22 protein-coding genes and 1 other RNA gene are annotated in these 26,121 nt (G+C 71.2%); 20 read left to right on the top strand and 3 right to left on the bottom strand.

Annotated features, from left to right (window positions below; translation table 11 throughout):
* Window positions 1–387: 387 nt before the first annotated feature.
* From ACFVYF_RS25800 to ACFVYF_RS25815, 4 genes are all read left to right on the top strand, one after another.
* Window positions 388–2,058, top strand: a complete 1,671-nt coding sequence (locus ACFVYF_RS25800; RefSeq protein WP_389459031.1) for a serine/threonine-protein kinase — start codon at window positions 388–390, stop codon at window positions 2,056–2,058.
* 114 nt (window positions 2,059–2,172) lie between these two features.
* The gene (locus ACFVYF_RS25805) at window positions 2,173–3,408 is read left to right on the top strand and encodes a serine/threonine-protein kinase (RefSeq protein ID WP_389459033.1); all 1,236 of its coding nucleotides are present in this window, start codon (window positions 2,173–2,175) and stop codon (window positions 3,406–3,408) included.
* Window positions 3,409–3,527: 119 nt separating this feature from the next.
* Window positions 3,528–4,634, top strand: coding sequence for a peptide chain release factor 2 (gene prfB / locus ACFVYF_RS25810; protein ID WP_389459035.1), 1,107 nt, complete (start codon window positions 3,528–3,530; stop codon window positions 4,632–4,634).
* Window positions 4,635–4,938: 304 nt separating this feature from the next.
* Complete coding sequence (locus ACFVYF_RS25815) at window positions 4,939–5,556, top strand: hypothetical protein (protein WP_389459037.1); 618 nt, start codon at window positions 4,939–4,941, stop codon at window positions 5,554–5,556.
* Window positions 5,557–5,793: 237 nt separating this feature from the next.
* On the opposite strand, the gene ACFVYF_RS25820 is transcribed toward ACFVYF_RS25815, so the two are convergent.
* Window positions 5,794–5,976 (bottom strand): hypothetical protein, encoded by a 183-nt coding sequence (locus ACFVYF_RS25820; protein ID WP_389459039.1) that lies wholly within the window; start codon window positions 5,974–5,976, stop codon window positions 5,794–5,796.
* A 274-nt stretch (window positions 5,977–6,250) separates the two neighbouring features.
* On the opposite strand from ACFVYF_RS25820, the gene ftsE reads away from it, so the two are divergent.
* The 7 genes from ftsE to dacB all read left to right on the top strand — a co-directional run bounded on the left by ftsE (window position 6,251) and on the right by dacB (window position 13,089).
* Window positions 6,251–6,940 (top strand): cell division ATP-binding protein FtsE, encoded by a 690-nt coding sequence (ftsE, locus tag ACFVYF_RS25825; RefSeq protein WP_389459041.1) that lies wholly within the window; start codon window positions 6,251–6,253, stop codon window positions 6,938–6,940.
* 29 nt (window positions 6,941–6,969) lie between these two features.
* Window positions 6,970–7,887, top strand: a complete 918-nt coding sequence (ftsX, locus tag ACFVYF_RS25830) for a permease-like cell division protein FtsX (RefSeq protein ID WP_389459043.1) — start codon at window positions 6,970–6,972, stop codon at window positions 7,885–7,887.
* Between the two features lie 67 nt (window positions 7,888–7,954).
* The gene (locus tag ACFVYF_RS25835; RefSeq protein ID WP_389459045.1) at window positions 7,955–9,121 is read left to right on the top strand and encodes a S41 family peptidase; all 1,167 of its coding nucleotides are present in this window, start codon (window positions 7,955–7,957) and stop codon (window positions 9,119–9,121) included.
* A 95-nt stretch (window positions 9,122–9,216) separates the two neighbouring features.
* Complete coding sequence (gene smpB / locus ACFVYF_RS25840) at window positions 9,217–9,753, top strand: SsrA-binding protein SmpB (RefSeq protein ID WP_389459332.1); 537 nt, start codon at window positions 9,217–9,219, stop codon at window positions 9,751–9,753.
* A 131-nt stretch (window positions 9,754–9,884) separates the two neighbouring features.
* Window positions 9,885–10,272: a transfer-messenger RNA gene (gene ssrA / locus ACFVYF_RS25845) on the top strand.
* A gap of 168 nt (window positions 10,273–10,440) precedes the next feature.
* Window positions 10,441–11,421 carry an alpha/beta hydrolase family esterase gene (locus tag ACFVYF_RS25850; RefSeq protein WP_389459047.1) on the top strand — a complete coding sequence of 327 codons (981 nt, stop codon included), beginning with the start codon at window positions 10,441–10,443 and terminating at the stop codon, window positions 11,419–11,421.
* A 66-nt stretch (window positions 11,422–11,487) separates the two neighbouring features.
* Entirely contained in the window at window positions 11,488–13,089 is a 1,602-nt protein-coding gene (dacB, locus tag ACFVYF_RS25855) for a D-alanyl-D-alanine carboxypeptidase/D-alanyl-D-alanine-endopeptidase (RefSeq protein ID WP_389459049.1), read from the top strand.
* A 109-nt stretch (window positions 13,090–13,198) separates the two neighbouring features.
* Here the strand turns inward: dacB and ACFVYF_RS25860 are convergent, their stop codons facing one another.
* Window positions 13,199–14,560, bottom strand: a complete 1,362-nt coding sequence (locus ACFVYF_RS25860; RefSeq protein WP_389459051.1) for an MFS transporter — start codon at window positions 14,558–14,560, stop codon at window positions 13,199–13,201.
* An 84-nt stretch (window positions 14,561–14,644) separates the two neighbouring features.
* Between ACFVYF_RS25860 and ACFVYF_RS25865 the strand changes: the two genes are divergently transcribed.
* The 6 genes from ACFVYF_RS25865 to ACFVYF_RS25890 all read left to right on the top strand — a co-directional run bounded on the left by ACFVYF_RS25865 (window position 14,645) and on the right by ACFVYF_RS25890 (window position 23,280).
* Window positions 14,645–15,634, top strand: coding sequence for a LysR family transcriptional regulator (locus ACFVYF_RS25865; RefSeq protein ID WP_389459053.1), 990 nt, complete (start codon window positions 14,645–14,647; stop codon window positions 15,632–15,634).
* A 265-nt stretch (window positions 15,635–15,899) separates the two neighbouring features.
* On the top strand, window positions 15,900–16,931 hold the full coding sequence (locus tag ACFVYF_RS25870; protein ID WP_389459055.1) for a hypothetical protein: 1,032 nt from the start codon (window positions 15,900–15,902) through the stop codon (window positions 16,929–16,931).
* A complete protein-coding gene (locus tag ACFVYF_RS25875; protein ID WP_389459057.1) occupies window positions 16,931–19,117 on the top strand; it encodes a glycosyltransferase in 2,187 nt (728 codons plus the stop codon). Before ACFVYF_RS25870 ends, ACFVYF_RS25875 begins: the two co-directional genes overlap by 1 nt.
* Entirely contained in the window at window positions 19,114–20,472 is a 1,359-nt protein-coding gene (locus tag ACFVYF_RS25880; protein ID WP_389459059.1) for an acyltransferase family protein, read from the top strand. The genes ACFVYF_RS25875 and ACFVYF_RS25880 overlap by 4 nt, the downstream gene beginning before the upstream one ends.
* A 161-nt stretch (window positions 20,473–20,633) precedes the next feature.
* Window positions 20,634–22,016, top strand: a complete 1,383-nt coding sequence (locus tag ACFVYF_RS25885; RefSeq protein WP_389459061.1) for a nitrate/nitrite transporter — start codon at window positions 20,634–20,636, stop codon at window positions 22,014–22,016.
* Between the two features lie 112 nt (window positions 22,017–22,128).
* On the top strand, window positions 22,129–23,280 hold the full coding sequence (locus ACFVYF_RS25890; RefSeq protein ID WP_389459062.1) for a uroporphyrinogen-III synthase: 1,152 nt from the start codon (window positions 22,129–22,131) through the stop codon (window positions 23,278–23,280).
* Here ACFVYF_RS25890 and ACFVYF_RS25895 read toward each other — a convergent pair.
* Complete coding sequence (locus ACFVYF_RS25895; RefSeq protein WP_389459064.1) at window positions 23,229–23,795, bottom strand: DUF1772 domain-containing protein; 567 nt, start codon at window positions 23,793–23,795, stop codon at window positions 23,229–23,231. The genes ACFVYF_RS25890 and ACFVYF_RS25895 overlap by 52 nt on opposite strands.
* A 211-nt stretch (window positions 23,796–24,006) precedes the next feature.
* Here ACFVYF_RS25895 and ACFVYF_RS25900 point away from each other — a divergent pair, with 211 nt between their 5' ends.
* From ACFVYF_RS25900 to ACFVYF_RS25910, 3 genes are all read left to right on the top strand, one after another.
* Complete coding sequence (locus ACFVYF_RS25900) at window positions 24,007–24,594, top strand: CGNR zinc finger domain-containing protein (protein ID WP_389459066.1); 588 nt, start codon at window positions 24,007–24,009, stop codon at window positions 24,592–24,594.
* Between the two features lie 131 nt (window positions 24,595–24,725).
* Entirely contained in the window at window positions 24,726–25,301 is a 576-nt protein-coding gene (locus ACFVYF_RS25905) for a sigma-70 family RNA polymerase sigma factor (RefSeq protein ID WP_121402637.1), read from the top strand.
* A 38-nt stretch (window positions 25,302–25,339) separates the two neighbouring features.
* On the top strand, window positions 25,340–26,107 hold the full coding sequence (locus tag ACFVYF_RS25910) for an anti-sigma factor family protein (RefSeq protein WP_389459068.1): 768 nt from the start codon (window positions 25,340–25,342) through the stop codon (window positions 26,105–26,107).
* The last annotated feature ends 14 nt before the right edge of the window (window positions 26,108–26,121 follow it).

Consider the following 26,121-nt stretch of genomic DNA (forward strand, 5'->3'; position numbering starts at 1 on the left):
AGAATCCCCCACCGCACACGGGCACTTCGGCCAGTACTGGGGGCATCCTCGCACCTGCCACTGACAACACGCCCGGCCCCCACCCTCAAGTGATCTTGATTGGTCGGCTCTGCCCCCAAAAGTGCCTGACCAGTGGCCGACCGGTGTCCGCTTGAGATCGGTCACGCCCACCGTCCGGCAACCAAGGACCGACAGCGAGCGTCTTCTCATCGAACGCGCACGGCAGCGCGTACGTAGTGGCCCATGAGATGCGCCGGGGCGAGCACAGAGAGCTCGGGAGGACGACAGCCGGTACCGCGTTCCTCGGCACTACAGTGGGTCGGAAACACCTGAAGCGGTGGACAGTGGTCGACGGACCAGGCGAGCAATCAGCAGGGAGCGCATGACGTGCGGCCGGTAGGGAGCAAGTACCTCCTTGAGGAGCCGCTGGGACGCGGCGCCACAGGCACCGTCTGGCGCGCCCGCCAGCGGGAGACCGCGGGGGCCGAGGCCGCCGTGGCGGGCCAGCCCGGCGAGACCGTGGCGATCAAGGTCCTCAAGGAAGAGCTCGCGAGCGACGCGGACATCGTGATGCGGTTCCTGCGGGAGCGGTCCGTGCTGCTGCGGCTGACCCACCCGAACATCGTCCGGGTGCGCGACCTCGTCGTCGAGGGCGAACTGCTGGCGCTGGTCATGGACCTCATCGACGGCCCCGACCTGCACCGCTACCTCCGGGAGAACGGGCCCTTCTCGCCCGTCGCCGCCGCCCTGCTCACCGCCCAGGTCGCCGACGCGCTCGCCGCCAGCCACGCCGACGGTGTCGTGCACCGCGACCTGAAGCCCGCGAACGTCCTGCTCAAGCAGGACGGCGGCCAGATGCACCCGATGCTGACGGACTTCGGCATCGCCCGGCTCGCCGATTCCCCGGGCCTCACGCGCACGCACGAGTTCGTTGGCACGCCCGCGTACGTAGCCCCCGAGTCCGCCGAGGGGCGCCCGCAGACGTCCGCCGTCGACATCTACGGCGCCGGAATCCTGCTGTACGAGCTGATCACCGGGCGTCCGCCGTTCGCCGGCGGATCGGCCCTGGAGGTGCTGCACCAGCACCTGAGCGCCGAGCCGCGCCGTCCCTCGACGGTCCCGGACCCCCTGTGGACCGTCATCGAGCGCTGTCTGCGCAAGAACCCGGACGAACGGCCCAGCGCGGAGAACCTCGCGCGCGGGCTGCGTACGGTCGCCGCGGGCGTCGGCGTGCACGCGAACGCCGCGCAGATCGCCGCCGCCGAGGGAGTCGCCGCCCTGCTCGTGCCGGACCCGACCCCGGCGACGGTGCCGGGCATGGCCGGCGCCGCCGACCCCACGCAGGTGCTGCCGCACGGCGCGGGCGCCTACGACCCGAACGCCGCCACCAGCTATCTGCCCGGGATCTCGGGCGACGCCGACCCCACCTCCGTACTCCCGCACCACGGCGCGGCCGATCCGACCGCCGTGATGCCGCCGGTGCCGGGCGGGCAGCCGGGCGGCCCCGAGGACCCGCACCCCTGGCAGAACCAGCTGCGCGCGGCCCGCGACCGCAACGAACAGACGCAGGTCCAGTCGTATCTCGACCCGAACGAGGACCCGCTGCGCCGCCGCCCGCAGCGGCAGGTCGCCCGGCCGCAGCAGCGCCCGCAGCAGCAGCGGCCCCAGGGACAGCAGCCCGGATACGGCTATCCGCAGCAGCAGCCCCAGCAGTACGCACCGCAGCGCCAGCAGCCGCAGCGGTACGCCCCGCAGCCCCAGCAGCAGCAGCCGCAGCGGTACGCCCCCGCGCCGCAGCAGCCCCAGCAGCCTGCCCGGCAGGCGCGTGAGCCGCGGCAGCGCAGCGCCAACCCGATGAAGATCCCCGGGCTCGGCTGCCTCAAGGGGTGCCTGTTCACGATCGTCATCCTGTTCGTCGCGGGCTGGCTGGTCTGGGAGCTGAGCCCCCTTCAGGACTGGATCGGGTCCACCAAGAGCTTCTGGGGACAGCTCAGCAGCTGGTACCACACCGTGAGCGGGTGGATCGGGGACCTGAACGGGAACTCCGCCAAGCAGTAGCCGCGGCGGCTCTGGGGATTTGTCGACACCTGACGGGTGATTTCCGTCTCCGCGGTGAAGGTTGGCTCCTGTGGCGCGTAGTTTTAGCGACAACACGCGTCTGTAGGAGCAGTCTTGGCACGGAAGATCGGCAGCCGGTACACCGCGCACCAGATCCTGGGGCGGGGCAGCGCCGGCACGGTGTGGCTGGGCGAGGGGCCGGAAGGGCCCGTCGCCATCAAGCTGCTGCGCGAAGACCTCGCGTCCGACCAGGAGCTCGTGGGGCGCTTCGTCCAGGAGCGCACGGCACTGCTCGGGCTCGACGACCCGCACGTGGTCTCGGTGCGCGATCTCGTCGTGGACGGCAACGACCTCGCGCTCGTCATGGACCTCGTGCGCGGCACCGACCTGCGGACCCGGCTCGACCGGGAGCGGCGGCTGGCCCCCGAGGCCGCGGTCGCCATCGTCGCGGATGTCGCCGACGGACTCGCGGCCGCGCACGCCGCGGGCGTCGTCCACCGGGACGTGAAGCCGGAGAACGTGCTGCTGGACATGCAGGGCCCGCTCGGACCGGGCGGCGCGCACCCCGCGCTGCTCACCGACTTCGGCGTGGCCAAGCTCATCGACTCACCCCGGCGGACCCGGGCCACGAAGATCATCGGCACGCCGGACTACCTCGCCCCCGAGATCATCGAGGGCCTGCCGCCGCGGGCCGCCGTCGACATCTACGCCCTGGCGACGGTCCTCTACGAGCTGCTGGCCGGGTTCACGCCGTTCGGCGGCGGCCACCCGGGCGCGGTGCTGCGCCGGCACGTCACCGAGACCGTGGTGCCGCTGCCCGGGATCCCGGACGAGTTGTGGCAGCTGCTGGTGCAGTGCCTGGCCAAGGCGCCGGCGTCACGGCTGCGGGCGTCCGAGCTGGGCGCCCGGCTGCGCGAGCAGCTGCCCCTGCTCGCCGGGATGCCCCCGCTGGACGTCGACGAGCCGGACTCGGAGGACGCGGAGGACGCGTACGAGGAGACGGCGGAGCCGGTCGCCCCGCGGGAGCGGGTGCGGCGGGGCGCGGTACCGCTGGTGCCGGGGGCGGCCCCCGACTCGAACCGCGACACCCATACGTCGATGCGCGTGCCCGGGCCGGACGAGCTGGCCGGGGGCGCGCGCGGGACGGCGCGGGTGCCGCGGGCCGCTGGGGCGCCGCGTCCCGGCTCCGCCCGGCATCGCGCGTCCGCCCGGCGGCGTCGCATCACTCTGGGTGTGGCCGGGGTGGTCCTCGCCGTCGCGGCGGGGGTCGGGGCGTGGATCGCCACCTCGGGCGACGACGCCGGGGCGACGCCCCAGGACCCGAAGCACTCCGCGCCCGCCTCCCCGTGACCGGCCGGCCGGGGCCGGGAACCAGCCCTCCGGGGCGTCCGGCGGCGAGCGCGTCGGCGTGATGAGCGGCGCAGAGGCGAGGGGCGAGTGCCGGTTGCCGTAGCCGTTACGCTGGAGGCGTGGCAGTCGTCGATGTATCCGAAGAGCTCAAGTCCCTCTCCTCGACCATGGAGTCGATCGAGGCCGTCCTCGACCTCGACAAGCTGAGGGCAGATGTCGCCGTGCTCGAGGAGCAGGCGGCCGCGCCGTCCCTGTGGGACGACCCGGAAGAGGCGCAGAAGATCACCAGCAAGCTGAGCCACCTCCAGGCGGAGGTCAGGAAGGCCGAGGCGCTGCGCGGGCGGATCGACGACCTGAGCGTGCTCTTCCAGATGGCCGAGGAGGAGGACGACCCGGACACCCGCGCCGAGGCGGAGACCGAGCTCGTCGCCGTCAAGAAGGCGCTGGACGAGATGGAAGTCCGGACCCTGCTCTCCGGTGAGTACGACTCCCGCGAGGCCGTCGTCACCATCCGCGCCGAGGCCGGCGGCGTCGACGCCTCCGACTTCGCCGAGAAGCTGCAGCGCATGTATCTGCGCTGGGCGGAGCGGCACGGCTACAAGACGGAGCTCTACGAGACCTCGTACGCGGAAGAGGCGGGCATCAAGTCCACCACCTTCGCCGTCCACGTCCCGTACGCGTACGGGACGCTCTCGGTCGAGCAGGGCACGCACCGGCTGGTGCGCATCTCGCCCTTCGACAACCAGGGCCGCCGCCAGACCTCCTTCGCCGGCGTCGAGATCCTGCCCGTGGTCGAGCAGACGGACCACATCGAGATCGACGAGTCCGAGCTCCGGGTGGACGTCTACCGCTCCTCCGGGCCCGGCGGCCAGGGCGTCAACACCACCGACTCCGCGGTCCGGCTGACCCACCTGCCGACCGGCATCGTCGTCTCCTGCCAGAACGAGCGGTCGCAGATCCAGAACAAGGCCTCGGCCATGAACGTGCTGCAGGCCAAGCTCCTGGAGCGGCGCCGCCAGGAGGAGCAGGCCAAGATGGACGCCCTCAAGGGCGACGGCGGCAACTCCTGGGGAAACCAGATGCGTTCGTACGTCCTGCACCCGTACCAGATGGTCAAGGACCTGCGGACCGAGTACGAAGTCGGTAACCCCGAGGCGGTGTTCGGCGGCGAGATCGACGGATTCCTCGAGGCCGGAATTCGCTGGCGCAAGCAGCAGGAGAAGTAAAAGGCGCGCACTGACAGCGTTTTGTCGACAAGGCAACTGCCGTTCTTCGGACGGCAGTTGCCTTTTGTGTGTGGGTTGTCTGGGTTTTACGTCACAGTCACATGTCCGCACGGCAGGCAAATGATGTTCATCCGGACATCGCGTACGCAACGACCTTGACGTTGCTTTGAAAACTGGGGAGGGTGGCGCGTGGCATGCGTGTATCCGGGGCGCATGTGAACCGGGGGACTTGAGCAAGTCGCCTGTGACGCCGTGGCCCTGGGCGCTGCTCCATTGACGATGAGCTACTGGGGGTAGCAGACAGATGACCAAGAAGACGCGGATCCGCGTGGCGCGGATAGCCGCCGGCGCGGTGATCGCAGCCGGTGCTTCGCTCACGGCCGCGGGTGCCGCTTCGGCTCTCGACGTCGGCGTGAACGTGGGCGGTCTGAGCGTCGGCGCGAGCGCCGACGACAACGGTGTGGACGTCGGTATCGGTGTGGACGGGCCCTCGGGCGACCCGGGTCCGACCGGTATTCCGACGGGCGAGCCGACGGGCCTGCCCACCGACCCGCCGACCTCGACCGGGCCGTCGGACCCGCCGGAGCCCACCGACGAGCCCACCGAGCCGACCGAGGACCCGACCACCCCCGAGCCGACCCACGGCTCCGGCAACGGTGGCGGCACGGGCGGCAACGACACCGACCCCGACGGCGGCTCCAAGCCCGTCGAGCAGGGTCAGGGTTCCTCGCAGCTGACCGACACCGGCTCGGACACCTCGTCCGACACCTCGGCCCAGGGCACCAGTGACGGTGAGCTCGCCGAGACCGGTGCGGGCCAGACCACGTTCCTGCTGATCGGCGCCGCCACGATGATCGCCGGCGGCATCGGCTTCCGGATGCTGCCGCGCCTCATGGGCGGCCGCGGCGGTGCCGTCGCCTGACGGTTCCACCGATGACGTACGCGTGACATACGCACGAGAAGGGCCCGGAGCATGCGCTCCGGGCCCTTCTCGTATGCCTGGGAGAACCGTTTCCGCGTATCGCGGGGAAATCGCTCCCTCATGTGCCTGGGGGAACCGCTCCACCCCCTGGAGGTCCGTCCGGCGGCCCTGTGCGGCCGCCCAGTGGCGTCTGGAGCGCCGGTGGACGCCTCGGAGGTCCCCCGCCCGGCCCGGCTGCTAGCGGGTCATCAGCGCCACTGCCGCGATCAGCACCGCGAGCAGCGCGATCAGCGCCATCGGGTTCATGCCCGAGAAGGGGCTCTCCTGCTGGAGCCGCTCCCGGTTCGCGCGGCAGACGGGGCAGCGGCCCTCGCTCACGGGGGCCGCGCAGTTCGCGCACACCAGTCGGTCGTACGTCATGCGCTCGCCCTCCTTGCGCCTTCTCTCCGCGTGTACAACGCAGCGGGGAACGCGACCGTTCCCCTTCCACTGTGCCAGGTTCCACGGATTTCGGCGCGGCTCGCCTTATCCTGCCCGGTCCTGACGCCATCGAGGCGTGAAGTTGCCCGTCAATGCCCCTTCAGATCCGTGACAAAACGTGCAAGCCTCGCGCAACCCCGTACGCCGACTGCGCTCGCACACCCGGTTCGCGTATGGTCACGCTCACCTACCCCCGGCGACCCGTGGTGCATCCGTGATCCGATTCGACAACGTCTCCAAGCTCTACCCCAAGCAGACGCGCCCCGCCCTCAGGGATGTCTCCCTGGAGGTCGAGCGCGGCGAGTTCGTGTTCCTGGTGGGGTCCTCGGGCTCCGGGAAGTCCACCTTCCTGCGGCTGGTGCTCCGCGAGGAGCGGGCCAGCCACGGTCAGGTGCACGTGCTGGGCAAGGACCTCGCCCGCCTCTCCAACTTCAAGGTGCCGCACATGCGCCGCCAGCTGGGGACCGTGTTCCAGGACTTCCGGCTCCTGCCGAACAAGACCGTCGGCGAGAACGTCGCCTTCGCCCAGGAGGTCATCGGCAAGTCCCGCGGTGAGATCCGCAAGTCCGTGCCCCAGGTGCTCGACCTCGTCGGGCTCGGCGGCAAGGAGGACCGGATGCCCGGCGAGCTGTCCGGTGGTGAGCAGCAGCGCGTGGCGATCGCGCGTGCCTTCGTCAACCGGCCCAAGCTCCTCATCGCGGACGAGCCGACCGGAAACCTCGACCCGCAGACCTCCGTCGGCATCATGAAGCTGCTCGACCGCATCAACCGGACGGGCACCACCGTGGTGATGGCGACGCACGACCAGAACATCGTGGACCAGATGCGCAAGCGCGTCATCGAGCTGGAGAAGGGCCGTCTCGTCCGCGACCAGGCGCGCGGCGTCTACGGCTACCAGCACTGAAGTTCCACGGAAAGGCTTGAGCAGACGCCATGCGCGCCCAGTTCGTTCTGTCGGAGATCGGTGTCGGTCTCCGTCGCAATCTGACGATGACCTTCGCGGTCGTCGTCTCCGTCGCCCTTTCGCTCGCCCTGTTCGGCGGTTCGCTCCTGATGAGCGACCAGGTGAACACGATGAAGGGCTACTGGTACGACAAGGTCAACGTCTCGATCTTCCTCTGCAACAAGAGCGACGCGGAGTCCGACCCCCACTGCGCCAAGGGGGCCGTGACCGCCGAGCAGAAGGACCAGATCAAGAGCGACCTCGGCAAGATGTCCGTCGTCGACAACGTCACGTACGAGTCGGCCGACCAGGCGTACAAGCACTACAAGGAGCAGTTCGGCGACTCCCCGCTGGCCAGCTCGCTGACGCCGGACCAGATGCAGGAGTCGTACCGCATCAAGCTGAAGGACCCGGAGAAGTACCAGGTCATCGCGACCGCCTTCGACGGCCGGGACGGTGTGCAGTCCGTGCAGGACCAGAAGGGCATCCTGGACAACCTCTTCGGGCTGCTCAACGGCATGAACTGGGCCGCGCGCGCAGTGATGGCGATGATGCTGGTCGTCGCCCTGATGCTGATCGTCAACACGGTGCGTGTCTCCGCCTTCAGCCGGCGCCGTGAGACCGGGATCATGCGGCTCGTCGGCGCCTCCGGCTTCTACATCCAGGCGCCGTTCATCATGGAGGCCGCGGTCGCCGGGCTCATCGGGGGCGGTGTGGCGTGCGGCTTCCTGGTGGTCGCCCGCTACTTCATCATCGACCACGGTCTGGCGCTGTCCGAGAAGCTGAACCTCATCAACTTCATCGGCTGGGACGCCGTTCTCACCAAGCTGCCGCTCATCCTCGCGACGAGTCTGCTGATGCCCGCGCTGGCCGCGTTCTTCGCGTTGCGCAAGTACCTGAAGGTGTGACGCATGCCAATGGGGCCGTGCTGCCAACCGGCGGTACGGCCCCTTGCGTTGTCCTAGACTCACCGGCATGTCAGGCCGTGACCTGTTCTGTCAGCCCCGCCGCATCGGCCGCGGGGCGGCCCTGACATTGGTTTTCGCCGGCGTCCTCGCCGCCGGCGCCGCGACCGGCACCTTCCCCGAGCCCGGCCGGAAAGCCCCGCCCGCCTCGTCGCGGACGGCCCCGGCGGGCCACCACGCGGACGTCACGGAGGCGGCCGCGGAGGCGATGGCCCACGGCAAGTCCCCCATGGAGGCCGCCGAGCGCGCCGTCAGCCGCAGCGGCGACCGCTGGGGCGCGGTCTACTCCCAGGGCGAGTACGAGGAGTTCGAAGAGGCCCTCGACGGCCAGTACACCGGTGTGGGGCTGTGGGCCCGGCGCGAGCGCGACGGCAGCATCGAGGTCAGCCGGGTCCAGACGGGGTCCCCCGCGGCCGCCGCCGGGATCCGCAAGGGCGACCGGCTGCGCAGCGTGGACGGCCGGAGCGTCGACGGCAGGCCGGTGACCGAGGTCGTCGCCCTGCTGCGGGGCGACGCCAAGGACGCGGCCGCCGGTACGGAGGTCTCACTCGGCCTGGAGCGGGGCACGCGCGCGTGGAGCGAGACGCTGCGCCGGGCCCGGCTGTCCACGGACCCGGTGACCGTGCACAAGCTCGCGGGCCGCGTCACCGTGATCAAGGTCGCCTCCTTCACCAAGGGGTCCGGCGACCGCGTACGCTCCGCGGTCGCCGCGGCACCCCGGGGCGCCGGCATCGTCCTCGACCTGCGTGGCAACTCCGGCGGGCTGGTCGCCGAGGCCGTCACCGCCGCCTCCGCCTTCCTCGACGGCGGCCTCGTCGCCACGTACGACGTGAACGGGGCGCAGCGGGCCCTGCACGCCGATCCCGGCGGCGACACCACGAGGCCCCTGGTCGCACTCGTCGACGGCGGCACGATGAGCGCGGCCGAGCTGCTCACGGGTGCCCTCCAGGACCGCGGCCGCGGCATCGTCGTCGGCTCCAGGACCTTCGGCAAGGGCTCGGTCCAGATGCCGAGCCGGCTGCCCGGCGGCTCCGTCGCCGAGCTGACCGTCGGGCACTACCGCACCCCCTCGGGCCGCAGCGTCGACGGGCGGGGCATCACCCCCGACCTGGAGGCGGACGACGAGGCCGTGCAGCGGGCGGAGACCGTACTGAGCGGGCTCGGCGCCCCTTCGTAGCCGCCGCGCCGGTCCCGTGGGGCCGCGGCCCCGGAAATCGGGTTCCCCTGCCACCCCCCTGTAGTGCGAAAATGGCCAGCACTATGGCCAAGGGAATGTACGTACCGAAAGAGTCCCAGCAGAAGCAGGGCAGTCAGGGAGCCTCCTCCGGCAAGAAGGACGGCAAGCGCAAGATCGTCGCGCAGAACAAGAAGGCGCGGCACGACTACGCGATCATCGACACCTACGAGGCCGGGCTCGTGCTCACCGGCACCGAGGTGAAGTCGCTGCGCCAGGGGCGCGCCTCGCTGACGGACGGCTTCGTCCAGATCGACGGGAACGAGGCCTGGCTGCACAACGCCCACATCCCCGAGTACAGCCAAGGCACCTGGACCAACCACACGGTGCGCCGCAAGCGCAAGCTGCTGCTGCACCGCGAGGAGATCGACAAGCTGGAGTCGAAGTCCCAGGAGACCGGGCACACGATCGTGCCTCTCGCCCTGTACTTCAAGGACGGCCGGGCGAAGGCCGAGATCGCGCTGGCGCGCGGCAAGAAGGAGTACGACAAGCGGCAGACGCTGCGCGAGAAGCAGGACCGGCGCGAGTCGGACCGGGCGATCGCGGCGGTCAAGCGCCGGGAGCGCGGCGCGTAGCGGGGCCGCCGCCGGGAATACGCTGGCACCGGCGTACGTTGGTCACGTACGATGGCACCTGCACCTCACAGCGGGTGTGTGGATCGAGAGATCCGGCCGGGTCGTGAGATCCGGATTTGAAAAAACAACATGGGGATGATCGGTTTCGACAGCGGCTGTCGAAGCAGGGGAAGCGAGCCGAGGAAGCGGCAATGATCTCGTTAACCATATGTCGCAACCAATAATCGCCAATTCCAAGAGCGATTCCCAGTCCTTCGCCCTCGCTGCCTAATAACAGCGACTGAAGGACCCTAAAAGGGTGTCAGCCCGGGGGTGTTCCCGACCCGGATCCTGGCATAATCTAGGGAACTAAACCGCCGAGCCCGGTCACGGGGTTCGGTGGGAAATCAAACAGTGACTGGGCCCGTCGGAGACTTGTTCGCGAGATCACCGGGGCCGAGAAAATCACAGCGAACTGCGCTCGGAGAAGCCCTGATTCTGCACCGTTGGACGCGGGTTCGATTCCCGCCATCTCCACAATTCCCATGTGAGACGAAGGCCCGGTGGTCATGACGACCACCGGGCCTTCGTCGTGCTCCGGACCTCTTCTCCACCGGACGATGCCGGTCCGCGGCACATAGGAGAGGCCCGCGTTGTGGGGTCCTCCTCTATATCGGGAGGGCGTATGCGCTTCTACGGTCCCTCCCCATGACCGAGACCAGAGCCGCAGTACGTCTTTTTCTGCCGGTGGCCCTTCTGGCCGCCCTCCTCTCCGTCTTCCTGCCGCCGGGAAAGGCCTCGGCGGCCTCCCTCCAGGAAGTCACCGGCTTCGGAAGCAACCCCGGGGCCCTGAAGATGTTCCGCTATCTGCCCGACGGGCTCCCCGCCGGACGGCCCGTCGTCGTGGCGCTGCACGGGTGCACGCAGAACGCGGCCGGGTACGGAACCGGCAGTGGCTGGACAGAGCTCGCCGACCGCTGGGGCTTCTCCGTCGTGCTGCCGCAGCAGCAGCCGGCCAACAACGCCTCGTCCTGCTTCGACTGGTTCCAGAGCGGTGACATCGAGCGGGGCCGGGGCGAGGCGGCCTCGGTCGCGCAGATGGTGGACCGGCAGCTCGCCGACGTCTCCGGTGACGCCTCACGTGTGTACGTCACCGGGCTCTCCGCCGGTGGCGGCATGACGGCCGTGCTGATGGCGGCGTACCCCGAGAAGTTCGCGGGCGGCGGGGTCGTCGCGGGGCTGCCGTACGGCTGCGCGCAGGCCGCCGGGTCGCCGTACGTCTGCATGTACGTCGGCGCCACCCAGACCGCGCGGCAGTGGGGCGACCGGGTGCGGGCCGCCCGCCCCGGGTACACCGGACCCTGGCCGACGCTGTCCGTGTTCCAGGGCTCGGCCGACACCACGGTCAAGCCCGTCAACATGATCGACCTGATGAAGCAGTGGACCGACGTCCACGGCGCCGACCAGACGGCGGACGCCGCTGACACCGTCGCCGGCTATCCGCACCAGGTCTTCCGGGACGGTGGCGGCCGGGCGGTCGTCGAGACGTACGGCATCACCGGGATGGGGCATGGGCAGCCCGTCGATCCGGGGAGTGGGACCGGGCAGTGCGGCACGGCGGGGGCGTACATCCTCGATGTGAACCTGTGTGCCGCCTACCGGCTCGGGCATGCGTGGGGGCTCGGCTGACGCGGTGAGCGGCGATGGGGGAGGCACCCTGTCGGCGAGGCGGGTCTTCGGGGATGCTGCTGTGGCATGAAGAGACCCGTGAGCACATCCGCGAAACGTGTCAATTCCCGTCGGCGTGCCGGGAGTTGGGCCGCCGTGCTGGTCCTGGCGGCGGCCACCCTCAGCTGGAGCGCACCGGCCGGTGCGGAGTCGGACCGCAGCGGGCTGCCGGAGGCCATCGACACCGTGCTGGGGGACAGCCGCATGGCCGGCGGGACCGCGAGCGTGGTCGTCGCCGACGCCCGGTCCGGCGAGGTGCTGTACGCGCACGAGCCCACCACCCGTCTGATGCCCGCCTCCAACACCAAGCTGGCGACCTCGGCCGCCGCGATGGAACTCCTCGGCCCCGGCCACCGGTTCACCACGGACGTCCTCGCGACCGGCCGGCGCCATGGGTCCGTACTGGACGGTGACCTCTATCTGCGGGGGACCGGCGACCCCACCCTGCTCGCCGCCGACTACGACCGGCTCGCCGCCGCACTCGCGGAGTCGGGCGTCCGGCGGGTCGGCGGGCGGCTGATCGCCGACGACACCCGCTTCGACAGCCGGCGGCTCGGACGGTCGTGGGCCGCCGACGACGAGTCCTCGTACTACGAGGCGCAGATCAGCGCGCTCAGCGTGGCGCCGGACACGGACTACGACACCGGGACCGTGATCGTGCAGGTGGCACCGGGTGCGAAGGCGGGGGACGAGCCCGTCGCGACCGTCACACCGCGGACGGACTATGTCGACATCGACGTACGCGCCACCACCGTGGCTGCGGGCGGTGCGAACGATCTCACCGTCGAGCGGGAGCACGGCACCAACACCATCGTCGTCAGCGGGACGGTGCCCGTGGGCGGGACCGGCGCCAAGGAATGGGTGACCGTCTGGGAGCCCACCGGGTACGCCGCCGCCGTCTTCCGGGACGCCCTGACCGCGCACGGCGTCAAGGTTGTCGGCCCGACCCGGCTCGGGCGGGCCACTCCGCAGGGGGCGCGGCGGCTCGCCACCCATGAGTCCATGCGGCTGCGCGACCTGCTCATCCCGTTCATGAAGCTGTCCAACAACATGCACGCCGAGATCCTGACCAAGGCCATGGGCTACGAGGCCGTCGGCAAGGGCACTTGGAGCGCCGGGCTCGACGCCGTCAGCGGCTATCTGCGGAGCGTCGGCGCCGACCCGGGGACAGTACGGCAGGTCGACGGGTCCGGGCTGTCCCGGATGGACAACTTCCCGGCCGGGCAGCTCGCCGAGCTGCTGCTCGCGGTACGGGCCGAGCCCTGGTACGCGGACTGGTACCGGTCCCTGCCCGTGGCCTGCGACCCCGACCGGTTCGTGGGCGGGACACTGCGCTCCCGGATGTGCGGGACGCCCGCGGCCCTCAACGCCCGTGGCAAGACCGGGTCGTTGACGGGCGCCTCGGCCCTCTCCGGATACGTCACCGATGCCGGGGGACGTGAACTGGTCTACAGCGTCGTCCTCAACAACTTCCTCGTCTCCTCCGTGAAGCCACTGGAGGACGCCATCGTGGTGACACTCGCCGGCTCGACCGCGAAGCAGGCGGTGGGCGTGACACCGAAGTCCCCGCGCGGATCCGAGACGAACGGCGACCTGGAGTGCGCGTGGCGCAAACCGGCGCAGTGCTGAGGGGATGCGGGGCGCGGGCCGCGTAGGGGGCGGGGCCGCGTCGGACTCGGGGGCCCGGGGTGTGCGCCCCCGGGTCCCTTCAGCCGCGCGTACCGGGACTCGGGTCCCTTCACCCGCTCCGGCGCCGCCCGGCCCCTATCGCGCCCGCCCCCGCGGCCAGCAGCGCGACCGCCGCCGCGGAGACCGGCACGAGGTAGCCCGCCGTTGCCGACAGGTGCTCCACCACCCAGCCGCCGCTGGCCGAACCGCAGGCGATCCCGCCGAGGAGTCCGGTGACCGCCAGGGTCATTCCCTCGTTCAACCGCCCCTCGGGGGTGCGTCGTTGGACGAGGGTCATGCCGGTGATCATCGTGGGGGCGGTGGCCAGGCCGGCGACGAGCAGGGTGCCCGCGAGGATCAGGAGGGAGCCGGTCAGATGGGCCGCCAGGAGCGGCAGCGTCAGTAGGGCCGTCAAAGCGGCGACGCACCACGGGAACCGCCGTTCCGCGGGGCCGGCCGGTTTCAGGGCCCCGTACAGCAGCCCCGCCGCACAGGAGCCGGCCGCCTGCAGGGCGAGGACCGCTCCGGCCGCGGACCGGTGCCCCCTGGCGTCCGCGAACGCGATGGTGACGACCTCCATCGCGCCGAACACCGCGCCGACGGCCAGGAACACCACGAGCAGGGGGGCCATTCCGGGTGCGCGGAGCGGCGACACGTTTCTCGCCCCCGTACGTGTCCGCACGGGCGGTTCCGTCGAGCGCTGGGCGGCGAAGACGAGGACGCCGGTCAGCAGCAGGACGACACCGGTCAGCGTGCCCGCCTCGGGGAAGAGGGCCGAGCACAGGAAGGCCGCCAGCACCGGGCCGAGCATGAAGCACAGCTCATCCGCGGCCTGTTCGAAGGAGTTCGCGGTGTGCAGGGCCTTGGCGTCACCCTTGAGGAGGTGGGCCCAGCGGGCGCGTGACATACCGCCGGTGTTCGGCGTCGTGGCGGTGGCGGCGTACGCGGCGAAGAGGGTCCAGTCGGGGGCTCCGCTGCGCACGCAGAGCAGCAGCGCGAGCGAGCCGAGCGCGGCGATCAGTGTGGCGGGTACGGCGATGCGCGCCTGGCCGTAGCGGTCGACGAGCCGGGCGGTCCACGGGCCGACCACGGCGGTCGCCGCCAGACCGGCCGCCGTGACCCCGCCGGCGAGCGCGTACGAACCCCGCGACCCCGCGATCATGACGACGGCGCTGACGCTGAACATGCCCATGGGCAGCCGCGCGACGAGATTCCCCACAGTGAAGGCACGGGCGCCGGGTACGGCGAACAGACGCCGGTACGGATTGCGTTCGGAGCTTTTCCGAGCCGGGTCCGGGGCGTGTGCCTGGCGTTTCCGGGCCTGCCCGGCGGACCGGTCCCGGCGGCGCGGGCCGAAGTCGGCGGCCACCAGGCTGGCCCCGGTGACGGTGAAAAGGACCGAGGGAGCTTCCTCGGACGACGGTTGCGGCATGGATCAACCGTCGCCCGCCCGGGGAGCGGGGGTCCAACACCAGACCTGATGGCGATTGACGCACCTCGGTTGTAAGTTCGCGGGATGCTCGCCGACCCCCGCCTGCTGCGCGCCTTCCTCGCCGTCGCCGAAGAATTGCACTTCACCCGCGCCGCAGCCCGGCTGTACGTCGCACAGCAGGCCCTCAGCCGCGACATCCGCCGGCTGGAACGCGAACTGGGGGCGGAGCTGTTCACGCGGACGACCCGGCAGGTCGCGCTGACGGCCGGCGGCGCCCGCCTGCTGCCGTACGCGCGCCGGGTCCTGGAGGCCCAGGACGCGCTGCTGGCCGCCTTCGGACGGGCCGATCGCTCCGCGCCGGAGCGGACCCGGCCGGAAAGACCCCTGCTGGTCGACGTCAATTCCCCGGGGCTCGTCTCCGGCCGCATCCTCGACCACGCGCGCCGGCTCGCCCCGGACAGCGAGCTGATGGCCCGCTTCGAGAGCGGACTGACGGGCGCGGCACAGGAGATGATCGCCGGTCGCCTGGACGTGTCGTTCGGGCGGTTCGGCGGACTCGACCCGGCGCTGCGGGCACGGCTGGAGCAGCAGCCCGTGCGCTATGAGCCGATGGCCGTCGTGCTGCCGCGGGACCACCGCCTCGCCGCGCTGGACGAGGTCCCGCTGGCCGCGCTCGCCGGCGAGACCGTGTACGCCGGCGCCGGCAACCCGCGCACCCTGGAGTGGACCGACCTCGCCCAGCGCCTGTTCGCAGGACGGGGGATCGAACTCGCACCGCCCGCGCCGGTGGCCATCGGGCCCGAGGAGTTCCGGCGGGTGATGGCGAAGGAGGCCACGCCCGTCCTCGCCGTGGTGGACTTTCCGGCCATGCCGGACACCGTGCTGCGCCCGCTGGTCGACCCCGTCCCGCTCTCTCCGGTGTCGCTGGTCTGGCGGAAGGGACTGACGCACCCCGGGCTCGACGCGCTGCGCGAGGCCGCGGCGTGGCTCGCGTCGACGGGAGGGTGGCTGCAACGGCCCGTGGACGGATGGATTCCCGCCACCGATGCACTCATCATGATGAGTCTTTTCTGACTTATCGCAATGGCGCCGGTGCGCTGCGCTACATTGCGTGACCCGGGTGCAGTGTGACAAGGGGGGCGCCGGAACGGGTGGGGGCCCGGTCCGACCGACAAGTACCGACAAGTACGAGTGCCCGGGGTCGTGACGCGCACCTCGAACCTGTCCCAGGGGGATATGCGTGCGCGTGAAGAACTGGCGAAAAGAAGCCCAACCCGATCACCTTCGTGCCGATTCGGAAGCCGGCCGCGCGGTCGGCCTGTCGACTCGGGCCGAAGCGGTGGAACCCGCCTCTGCGGCGGCGGTGATATCGCTGCCCGAGCCGGTCAACTGGCCGGAAGCCGCCCGGACTTCCTCGTGGCCCGAGGCCCGCGAGGCCGACGGACTCGGCCGGGAGGCCGGCGGCGACACGGGCACCGGTCACCGAATCGGCACCGGCGGCGACGCGGGTGCCGGTCTCCGCACCGGCACCGGCGGCGACACAGGCACCGGTCACCGAATCGGCACCGGCACCGGCGGCGACGCGGGTGCCGGTCTCCGAATCGGTAGCGACACCCACCGGCCCGCCTGGGAGCAGCCCGGTGAACCGGGCCACTCGCACGACCCGAACGAGGTCACGGTCCAACTCGACGGCGCCGGGCGGGAGGTGAGCGGCCGGCCCGCCGGTGCCGCCCCGAGCGGCTCGGAGCGCTCCGACGGACCTGTGTTCGTCGACGAGTCGGGCCGCCGCAGTCGCAGATACCGCCGCCTCGGGGTGATCGTCGGCATCGCCTGCGCGGTGTACGCGGTGGTCATCGTCGCCACGCTCCTGTCGGGCAACTCCAGCGCGCCCTGGCTGCCGGTGCCCGGTCAGCAGAAGGACCGGCCGGCCGGCAAGGTCGAGACGTCGCCGCTGCCCGCCGACCCGGCCCGGCCGCCGGGCCCCGGCATCGGGTCGGGGATCGCGAGCCCGGTCCCGCGCGGCAGCACGCCCCGGCCGCCGGGCACCGGCGCGGCATCCCACCCCTCGGGCAGCGCCAAGGCCCCGGACGCCTCAGCGGATCCCAAGCCCCCGGCCGGCACCGGCAGGCCGAAGCCGAGCACCGGTACCAAGGGCCCGGACCCGGACCCCGAGCCGTCCGTCCCCGCCTCCGAACCGCCGGGCCCGGGCCCCTCGGCCGGCAGCGGCGGCCCCTCGGCCGGCCCGTCCTCGCAGCCGCCGCCCGCCGAAGCCCCCGGCTCCGGCCCCGGCACCACCACGGTGGCCGCCCCCGACACCGGCCCCACCGCGACGGCCGGCCCCAGCTCCTCGACCTCGGAGACCACCCTCTGATGGCAACCCGCACCAGCCGTCACGGCGGCGCCCCGCGCGCCCGCCGTCGCCGGGTGTCCCTGCGTTTCCTGCTGCCGTCGCTCGTCCTCGCCGCCCTGATGGCGATGCTGATGCTGCGCGGCTTCGTGCACAGCGAGATCCTCGCCGACCACCGGGTCCGGCCGGAGGCGGCCACCGACAAGGTGCCGGAGAAGATCCTGTCGGGCGGCCCGATCATCGACACCCGCGGTGGCCGCCAGACCAGCCTCGACCTCCCGGACCACCGGCTCGTCCTCACCTTCGACGACGGCCCGGACCCCGAGTGGACGCCGAAGGTGCTCGATGTCCTCAAGAGGCACCACGCGCACGCCGTCTTCTTCGTCACCGGCACCATGGCCTCGCGCTACCCGGAGCTGGTCCGCCGCATGGTCCGTGAGGGCCACGAGATCGGCCTGCACACCTTCAACCACCCCGATCTGTCGTACCAGTCCAAGCGGCGCATCGACTGGGAGCTCTCGCAGAGCCAGCTCGCGCTCGCGGGCGCGGCCGGCATCCGTACGTCGCTGTTCCGGCCCCCGTACTCGTCCTTCGCGGACGCCATGGACGACAAGTCCTGGCCGGTGACCCGGTACATCGGCAGCCGGGGCTACCTCACGGTCGTCAACAACCGGGACAGCGAGGACTGGCAGAAGCCGGGCGTCGACGAGATCATCCGGCGGGCCACCCCGCGGGACGGCAGGGGCGCCGTCGTCCTGATGCACGACTCCGGCGGCGACCGGCACCAGACCGTCCAGGCGCTGGACCGCTATCTGCCCCGGCTCCAGCACCGCGGCTACGACTTCGAGAACCTCACCGAGGCCCTCGACGCACCCAGCGCGCACACCCGGGTGACCGGCCTCGACCTGTGGAAGGGCCGGGCCTGGGTCTTCGCCGTGCGGGCCTCCGACGAGACCACGGGCGTGCTGGTGGTGTGCCTGGCGGTGATCGGCGTCCTCGTCCTCGTCCGCTTCGGGCTGATGTTCGTCCTCTCCTGGGCGCACGCGCGCCGGGTGCGCCGCCGCGACTTCCGCTGGGGGCCGACGCCGGTCACCGAACCGGCGTCGGTGCTCGTCCCCGCGTACAACGAGGCCAAGTGCATCGAGAACACCGTCCGTTCACTGATGGCGAGCGAGCACCCCATCGAGATCATCGTCATCGACGACGGCTCGAGCGACGGCACGGCCCGCATCGTGGAGGGCCTGCACCTGCCCGGCGTGCGGGTCGTGCGCCAGCACAACGCGGGCAAGCCGGCGGCACTCAACCGCGGTCTGGCGAACGCCCGGCACGACCTCGTCGTGATGATGGACGGCGACACGGTCTTCGAGCCGGCCACCGTCCGCGAACTGGTGCAGCCCTTCGCCGACCCCGGGGTCGGCGCGGTCGCGGGCAACGCCAAGGTCGGCAACCGCGACTCGATGATCGGCGCCTGGCAGCACATCGAGTACGTGATGGGCTTCAACCTCGACCGCCGGATGTACGACATCCTGCGCTGCATGCCCACCATCCCGGGCGCGGTGGGTGCCTTCCGCCGCTCGGCCCTGGAACGCGTCGGCGGCATGAGCGACGACACCCTCGCCGAGGACACCGACATCACGATGGCCCTGCACCGGGACGGCTGGCGGGTGGTGTACGCGGAGAAGGCGCGCGCCTGGACCGAGGCCCCGGAGACGGTCCAGCAGTTGTGGTCGCAGCGCTACCGCTGGTCGTACGGCACGATGCAGGCGATCTGGAAGCACCGGCGGGCGCTCGTCGAACGGGGACCGTCGGGCCGCTTCGGGCGGGTGGGCCTGCCGCTGGTGTCGCTGTTCATGGTGGTGGCGCCGCTGCTGGCCCCGCTGATCGACGTCTTCCTGCTCTACGGCGTCGTCTTCGGGCCGACCGGGCGGACGGTCCTCGCCTGGCTGGGGGTCCTCGCCGTCCAGGCCGTGTGCGCCGGGTACGCCTTCCGGCTGGACCGCGAGCGCATGACGCACCTCGTCTCGCTGCCCCTCCAGCAAGTTCTCTACCGGCAGTTGATGTACGTGGTCCTGCTCCAGTCCTGGATCACCGCGCTCACCGGCGGCCGGCTGCGCTGGCAGAAGCTGCGGCGCACCGGCGTGGTGGAGGCGCCGGTATCGATGCCGCGCCAGCGCGTCGGAAGCGGAAATGATCGGAGGCCGGTCGGATGACCCAGCACTTCACCACGGGCGCGACGCCCCCTGCGGGCGTACCCACCGTATCCCCCGCGGGCGTACCCACCGCATCCCCCGCGGGCGTACCCACCGCATCCCCCGCGGGCGTACCCGGCGCATCCTCCGCGGGCGCACCCGGCGCGCCCCGCACACCCCCCGTGGGTGCCCCCGCCGGCGTCCCGCCTCAGGCGCCCGCCGCGGCAGGGAAGATCCCCGGCCGTGACCGCTATCTGGATCTGCTGCGCTCCATCGCCCTGGTGCGCGTGGTCGTCTACCACCTCTTCGGCTGGGCCTGGCTGTCGGTCCTCTTCCCGTCGATGGGCGTGATGTTCGCACTGGCGGGCTCTCTGATGGCGCGGTCGCTGAACCGCCCCGCCCTGAGCGTGATCCGGGGCCGGGTCCGCCGGCTCCTGCCGCCGCTGTGGGTGTTCAGCGCGGTGGCCCTCACCCTGCTGTTCGCCGGCGGCTGGAATCCGGCGAAGGATCCCGACCAGGGCGGCACCTGGGGCATCGTCGAGCTGGTCAACTACGTCATCCCGATCGGCGCGCCGGCCTACCCCTGGCACATCGGGGACGCGGCGGGCCTCCTGGAGGACACCTGGGCGGACCAGGCGGTGGGCCCGCTCTGGTATCTGCGGGCGTACCTCTGGTTCGTGCTGGCGTCACCGCTGCTGCTGTGGGCGTTCCGCCGCATGCCCTGGGCGACACTGCTGGCCCCGCTCGCCCTGACGGCGGTGGTCGGCACGGGGCTGGTCACCATCCCCGGTGAAACGGGCAATGCCGTCACGGACTTCGCGGTCTTCGGCAGCTGCTGGATCCTCGGCTTCGCCCATCACGAGGGCGTGCTCCAGAAGGTCCCGCGCTACGCGGCCATCTCCGGCGCCACCCTGCTGATGGCCTTCGGGCTGTGGTGGGCCTCGGGCCATCTGGGCGAGGACGGCTGGGATCTGAACGACATCCCGATGGCCCAGGCGGCCTGGTCGCTCGGGTTCGTCGTGATCCTGCTCCAGTACGCCCCGTCCTGGCAGCAGTTGCCCGGCCGGCTGGCCCGCTGGGACAAACTCGTCACGCTCTCCAACAACCGCGCCGTCACGATCTACCTCTGGCACAACCTGCTGATCATGGCCACGGTCCCGATCATCGACCTGGCGTACAGCGTCCCGTTCCTCCAGAGCGAGGGAGCCACGGCGGCGCTGGACTCGACGTACACGCTGTGGATGTTCGTGCTCGTGTGGCCGCTCATCGCGGTCACGCTCGTCGCCCTCGGCTGGGTGGAGGACGTCGCGGCGAAGCGGCGCCCGCGGCTGTGGCCGACCGGCACGAAGCCCCGGAAGTCCCGGCACCGGACCTGACCGCGGCGGGCGGCGGCGCGAACTCACCGCCGCCGCTCGCTCCACGTGAGAGCAACGTTCCCTTCCGGTCACCCACAGGCACAGGCCGGAAACGCACCCTCCCTACCTTCGGGTTCATCGTCAGGCAGGACACCTGAGCACCGGAGAACCGTGGAGGCGTCATGACAGCCCCGAGTACAGCCCCCGCCGTGGGCGGGGGAGGCCGCTGGATCGACGAGTGGGACCCCGAGGACGAGACCTTCTGGAAGACGACGGGCGAGAAGATCGCCCGGCGGAATCTGCTCTTCTCCGTGCTGTCCGAGCACATCGGGTTCTCGATCTGGACCCTGTGGTCGGTGATGGTGCTCTTCATGGGACCCGAGTACGGGCTGACCCCGGCCGACAAGTTCCTGCTCACCTCGATGGTCACGCTCGTCGGGGCGGTCGTCCGGGTGCCGTACACCTTCGCGGTGGCGCTCTTCGGCGGCCGGAACTGGACGATCGTCTCGGCGAGCCTGCTGCTCGTCCCGTCGATCGCCGCGTTCGTCGTGATGGAGCCGGGGACCTCGTTCTCGACGTTCCTGCTCGTCGGACTGCTCGCCGGCATCGGCGGCGGCAACTTCGCCTCCAGCATGACCAACATCAACGCGTTCTTCCCGCTGCGGAAGAAGGGCTGGGCGCTCGGACTCAACGCCGGGGGCGGCAACATCGGGGTGCCCGTCATCCAGCTGGTGGCGCTCGCCGTCATCGGGGCGAGCGGCGGGCCGCGGGTGCTGCTCGGCATCTACATCCCGCTCATCGTCCTCGCCGCCACCCTGGCCGCCTTCTTCATGGACAACATCTCGTCCGTGAAGAACGACACCGGCGCCGCCAAGGACGCCGCGCGGGACGGGCACACCTGGATCATGTCGTTCCTCTACGTCGGGACGTTCGGGTCGTTCATCGGATACAGCTTCGCGTTCGGCCAGGTGCTGCAGAACCAGTTCGGGCGCACCCCGCTGGAGGCGGCGTACGTGACCTTCATCGGCCCGCTGCTCGGCTCGCTGATCCGGCCCGTGGGCGGCCGGCTCGCCGACCGGTACGGCGGGGCGCGGATCACGCTGTGGAACTTCGTCGCCATGGCGGCGGCGACCGGCGTCATCGTCGTCGCCTCGACGCAGAAGTCGCTGCCGCTGTTCACCGTCGCCTTCATCGCGCTGTTCGTGCTCAGCGGGCTCGGGAACGGGTCGACGTACAAGATGATTCCCGGCATCTTCCAGACCAAGGCGGTGGCCAAGGGGCTGAGCGGTGAGGCGGCGGCCGCGTACGGACGGCGGCTGTCAGGGGCGTCCATGGGGCTCATCGGGGCGGTGGGCGCGCTCGGCGGCGTCGGCATCAACCTCGCCTTCCGGCAGTCCTTCCTCTCCTACGGCTCCGGCACCGGTGCCTTTGTCTCCTTCCTCGCCTTCTACGCCCTCTGCTTCCTGGTCACCTGGGCCGTATACCTTCGCCGCCCGGCCGGGTCCGAAGCGCCCGCCGCCACCACCTCGGTGGCGAAGTCGCAGCTCAGCTACGCCGAGGTGTGACGTAACACAGGTGACACGTGACTGATCCGGGCCTGTCATGGGGCGTTGACAGGCTCGGTTCGGCCGTGACCGCACGACGACTCGAGCGCAGACGAGAGCCGGGACGAAAGCCATGTACGACGGAGAACAGCGACCAGACCACGGCCCCCTCGCGGGCTTCACCGTGGGCGTGACGGCCGCGCGTCGGGCCGACGAGCTCGGGGTCCTGCTCCAGCGGCGCGGCGCCTGCGTGGTGCACGCGCCCGCCCTGCGGATCGTGCCGCTCGCCGACGACAGCGAACTGCTCAGCGCCACCAAGGAACTGATCGACCAGGCACCGGACGTGGTGGTGGCCACGACCGCCATCGGCTTCCGCGGCTGGGTCGAGGCGGCCGACGGATGGGGCCTCGGCGAGGACCTGCTCGCCCGGCTGCGCGGGGTGGAACTGCTCGCGCGCGGCCCCAAGGTCAAGGGCGCCGTCCGGGCCCAGGGGCTGACCGAGGAGTGGTCGCCGTCCTCCGAGTCCATGGCCGAGGTGCTCGAGCGGCTGCTGGAGGAAGGCGTCGAGGGACGCCGGATCGCCGTACAGCTGCACGGGGAGCCGCTGCCCGGGTTCGTGGAGTCGCTGCGGGCCGCGGGGGGCGAGGTCGTGCCCGTGCCCGTGTACCGGTGGATGCCGCCGGAGGACATCGGGCCCGTCGACCGGCTGCTCGACGCGACCGTCACCCGCGGCCTGGACGCGCTCACCTTCACCAGCGCGCCCGCCGCCGCGTCCCTGCTCTCCCGGGCCGAGGACCGGGGGCTGCTCCCCGAACTCCTCGCCGCCCTGCACCACGACGTGCTGCCCGCCTGCGTCGGCCCGGTCACCGCACTGCCGTTGCAGGCCCACGGCATCGACACCGTCCAGCCCGAGCGCTTCCGGCTCGGCCCGCTCGTCCAGCTGCTGTGCCAGGAACTGCCCGGCCGGGCCCGCGTGCTGCCCATCGCGGGCCACCGGGTGGAGATCCGCGGTCATGCCGTACTGGTCGACGACGCGCTGCGGCCGGTGCCGCCGGCCGGGATGTCGCTGCTGCGGGCCCTGTCGCGGCGGCCCGGCTGGGTGGTGGCCCGGGCCGAACTGCTGCGGGCGCTGCCCGGCGCGGGCCGTGACGAACACGCGGTGGAGACGGCGATGGCCCGGCTGCGTACGGCACTTGGCGCACCCAAGCTCATCCACACCGTGGTCAAGCGCGGTTACCGGCTCGCGCTCGACCCGGCCGCCGACGCCAAGTACGCGGACGCCTGACGCCGGTTGAGCCGCCCGTACAGGACGAGTGCCCTGACCAGGCAGCCGAGCGCGAGGGTGCACAGCAGCGCCCGGACGACGTTCCAGGCGACCCAGGTGTCCTCGAACCGGTCCCGTACGGCGGCCGGATCGGCGATCCTCGCCGGGTCGCCTGCGTCGGCGAGCCCGTCGTTGAGCGGGATGTTCACGGCGACGGTGAAGACGAAGGCGAGGACGTAGGCGAGCAGCGCCGCCCAGACCCACCAGCGCAGTCCGCCCGAGCCGCGCAACTGCCAGGCGGAGACGGCCGTGAGGACGAGGGCGCCCAGGAAGCTGAGGAAGAACACCGGGTTCTGGATCACGTCGTTGATGTTCTGCATGACCTCGATGTAGACGCGGTCGTCGCTGCGGGCCAGCGACGGCATGATGGCGCAGGCGAAAACGTAGAAGACCCCGGCAATCAGGCCCATGGCGACCGTGGCCGCACCCAGTACACCTCCGGCGGTGGTCCGCCGCCCCGTGCTGTTGTCTGTCATGCGGACCAGTCAACCGGCGGGGCGCGGCACGGGACATGGCCGAGGCGCGCGGCCGCATAAGCGGACGTCCAGCGACGTCCGGCGCGGGGGTTCCCGCGAGGGGCGGGGAAAGGCACTGTAGGGGTTACAGACCCCGCACCGACCCTTCCCCGCACGATCCACCGACCCCTCACGGCTCAACCCAAGGCGTAACCAAGGCGGTGACAGGCACATGGCATCGGGCACGGCCACGGCCTCGTACGAGATGCGGTTCGACTCCGGGCGGATCTGCCTGGACCTCGCGGCGACCAGCCATCCCGAGGAACGGCTCTGCTCGGCCGAGCGGCTACGGGCCTGGATCGCCGGATCAGGGCTCGTGCCCGTCGGGACGCCCCTGGCGGCGGTCGACGGGACCTGGCTGCTCGCCTTCCACGAACTGCGCGGCCACATCGCGCGGTTGGTGGCCGGGGAGCTGGACGGGCGGCCCGCCGACGCGGCGCTCGCGCGGGTGAACTCCCTCGCGGTGCACGCGCCGCCCGCGCCACGCGCCGTACGCACGGACGACGGGATGCTGATGCGCCGGCTGCACGGGCCGTTGCGCTGTGCCGATCTGCTCGCCACGGTCGCCCGCGACACCGTGGAGCTCCTCACCGACCCCGTCGTCCGGGCCGGCTTGCGGCGCTGCGAGGGGGACAACTGTGCGATCGTTTACCTGGACACGTCACGGGGGCGGCGCCGAAGGTGGTGCTCCAGTGAGGTGTGCGGAAACCGGGAGCGGGTGGCCCGGCATCGCCGCCGCGCAGCGCTCGCCCGAGCGTGAACTTCACCCACGTCACATACGGACCAAGAAATATGTGCGACCTCTTTGAACACACCCACGCCGAAAGCCGTATCCCGTGGTGAGCGACCGACTGGGGGACCCCGGTCGAATCGGGGACACCGGAGGTAGGCGTGCGCAAGGATTCCGCCGTGGCTGATGAACGCCCGCCAAGGGCACGACATCGCGCGTCACAGCCCTCGGAACCTGACGAGGAGCTGATGCGTGCGCTGTACCGCGAACACGCCGGACCTCTGCTCGCCTACGTGCTGCGACTGGTCGCGGGTGATCGGCAGCGGGCCGAGGACGTCGTGCAGGAAACACTCATCCGTGCCTGGAAGAACGCCGGTCAGCTCAATCGTGCGACCGGTTCGGTACGCCCCTGGCTGGTGACGGTCGCCCGGCGCATCGTCATCGACGGCCACCGCAGCCGGCAGGCCCGGCCGCAGGAGGTCGACCCGTCGCCGCTGGAGGTCATCCCCGCGGAGGACGAGATCGACAAGGCGTTGTGGCTGATGACACTGTCGGACGCGCTGGACGACCTGACCCCTGCTCACAGGGAGGTTCTGGTCGAAACGTACTTCAAAGGGCGTACGGTCAATGAGGCCGCTGAAACGCTCGGCATCCCCAGCGGCACGGTGCGCTCACGGGTGTTCTACGCACTGAGGTCGATGAAGCTTGCGCTGGAGGAGCGGGGGGTGACGGCATGAGTATTTACGGGGGTTTCGGAACGGGTAGTCCTGGTTCCATGCAGGGATCACAGGGCCCTAACGAACACGAGACCGTCGGCGCCTACGCCCTCGGCATTCTCGACAACGCCGAGGCGACCGCCTTCGAGGCGCACCTCGCCACCTGCGAGTGGTGCGCCCAGCAGCTCGACGAACTCGCCGGGATGGAACCGATGCTGGCCGCGCTCGCGGACCTGCCCGGTTCCCAGGGCAGCCCGGCCATCGGCGAGTCCCTGGCCGCCAAACCGAGCCCACGGCTCGCGGACCGGCTGGTCGACGAGGTCTCCGAGCGGCGGGCCGTGAAGCGCCGGCGCGGGATGTACCTGGTGGCGGCCGCGGCCGCGCTGATCATCGGCGGCCCGTTGACGGTGCTGGCGGTCAGTGGTGGCAGCGACGGGAGCACGAGCCCCCAGGCGCACGCCACCAGCCCCGCCAAGGCCGCCTTCGAGGACATGCACGACCGGGTCCAGGCCACGGACCCGACCACCAAGGTCAACGCCGTGGTCGCCGTCGAGAAGAAGGACTGGGGCACCCACGCGGTCCTCCAGCTCAAGAACGTCACGGGCCCGCTGAAGTGCTCGCTGATCGCCGTCGGCAAGAACGGCGAGCGGGAGACGGTGACGTCCTGGGCGGTCCCGAAGTGGGGTTACGGCGTCGCCAACGCCAAGACCGAAGAGGCGAAGAACCCGCTCTATGTGCACGGCGGCGCGGCCTTCACCCCGAACGAGATCGACCACTTCGAGGTCATGACCTTCGAGGGCAAGCGGCTCGTAGAAGTGGACGCGTGAGCGAACCGAAAGCG

The sequence above is a fragment of the Streptomyces sp. NPDC058274 genome (assembly GCF_042881375.1).
In the GTDB taxonomy this organism is placed as follows: domain Bacteria; phylum Actinomycetota; class Actinomycetes; order Streptomycetales; family Streptomycetaceae; genus Streptomyces.

What these genes read in the sequence shown, in the direction of transcription:
- ACFVYF_RS25815 (WP_389459037.1), top strand. Translation starts at nt 4,939, where the DNA reads ATGACCAAGAAGACGCGGATCCGCGTGGCGCGGATAGCCGCCGGCGCG.
- ACFVYF_RS25820 (WP_389459039.1), bottom strand. Translation starts at nt 5,976, where the DNA reads ATGACGTACGACCGACTGGTGTGCGCGAACTGCGCGGCCCCCGTGAGC.
- ftsX (WP_389459043.1), top strand. Translation starts at nt 6,970, where the DNA reads ATGCGCGCCCAGTTCGTTCTGTCGGAGATCGGTGTCGGTCTCCGTCGC.
- ACFVYF_RS25835 (WP_389459045.1), top strand. Translation starts at nt 7,955, where the DNA reads ATGTCAGGCCGTGACCTGTTCTGTCAGCCCCGCCGCATCGGCCGCGGG.
- smpB (WP_389459332.1), top strand. Translation starts at nt 9,217, where the DNA reads ATGTACGTACCGAAAGAGTCCCAGCAGAAGCAGGGCAGTCAGGGAGCC.
- ACFVYF_RS25850 (WP_389459047.1), top strand. Translation starts at nt 10,441, where the DNA reads ATGACCGAGACCAGAGCCGCAGTACGTCTTTTTCTGCCGGTGGCCCTT.
- dacB (WP_389459049.1), top strand. Translation starts at nt 11,488, where the DNA reads ATGAAGAGACCCGTGAGCACATCCGCGAAACGTGTCAATTCCCGTCGG.
- ACFVYF_RS25860 (WP_389459051.1), bottom strand. Translation starts at nt 14,560, where the DNA reads ATGCCGCAACCGTCGTCCGAGGAAGCTCCCTCGGTCCTTTTCACCGTC.
- ACFVYF_RS25865 (WP_389459053.1), top strand. Translation starts at nt 14,645, where the DNA reads ATGCTCGCCGACCCCCGCCTGCTGCGCGCCTTCCTCGCCGTCGCCGAA.
- ACFVYF_RS25875 (WP_389459057.1), top strand. Translation starts at nt 16,931, where the DNA reads ATGGCAACCCGCACCAGCCGTCACGGCGGCGCCCCGCGCGCCCGCCGT.
- ACFVYF_RS25880 (WP_389459059.1), top strand. Translation starts at nt 19,114, where the DNA reads ATGACCCAGCACTTCACCACGGGCGCGACGCCCCCTGCGGGCGTACCC.
- ACFVYF_RS25885 (WP_389459061.1), top strand. Translation starts at nt 20,634, where the DNA reads ATGACAGCCCCGAGTACAGCCCCCGCCGTGGGCGGGGGAGGCCGCTGG.
- ACFVYF_RS25890 (WP_389459062.1), top strand. Translation starts at nt 22,129, where the DNA reads ATGTACGACGGAGAACAGCGACCAGACCACGGCCCCCTCGCGGGCTTC.
- ACFVYF_RS25895 (WP_389459064.1), bottom strand. Translation starts at nt 23,795, where the DNA reads ATGACAGACAACAGCACGGGGCGGCGGACCACCGCCGGAGGTGTACTG.
- ACFVYF_RS25900 (WP_389459066.1), top strand. Translation starts at nt 24,007, where the DNA reads ATGGCATCGGGCACGGCCACGGCCTCGTACGAGATGCGGTTCGACTCC.
- ACFVYF_RS25910 (WP_389459068.1), top strand. Translation starts at nt 25,340, where the DNA reads ATGCAGGGATCACAGGGCCCTAACGAACACGAGACCGTCGGCGCCTAC.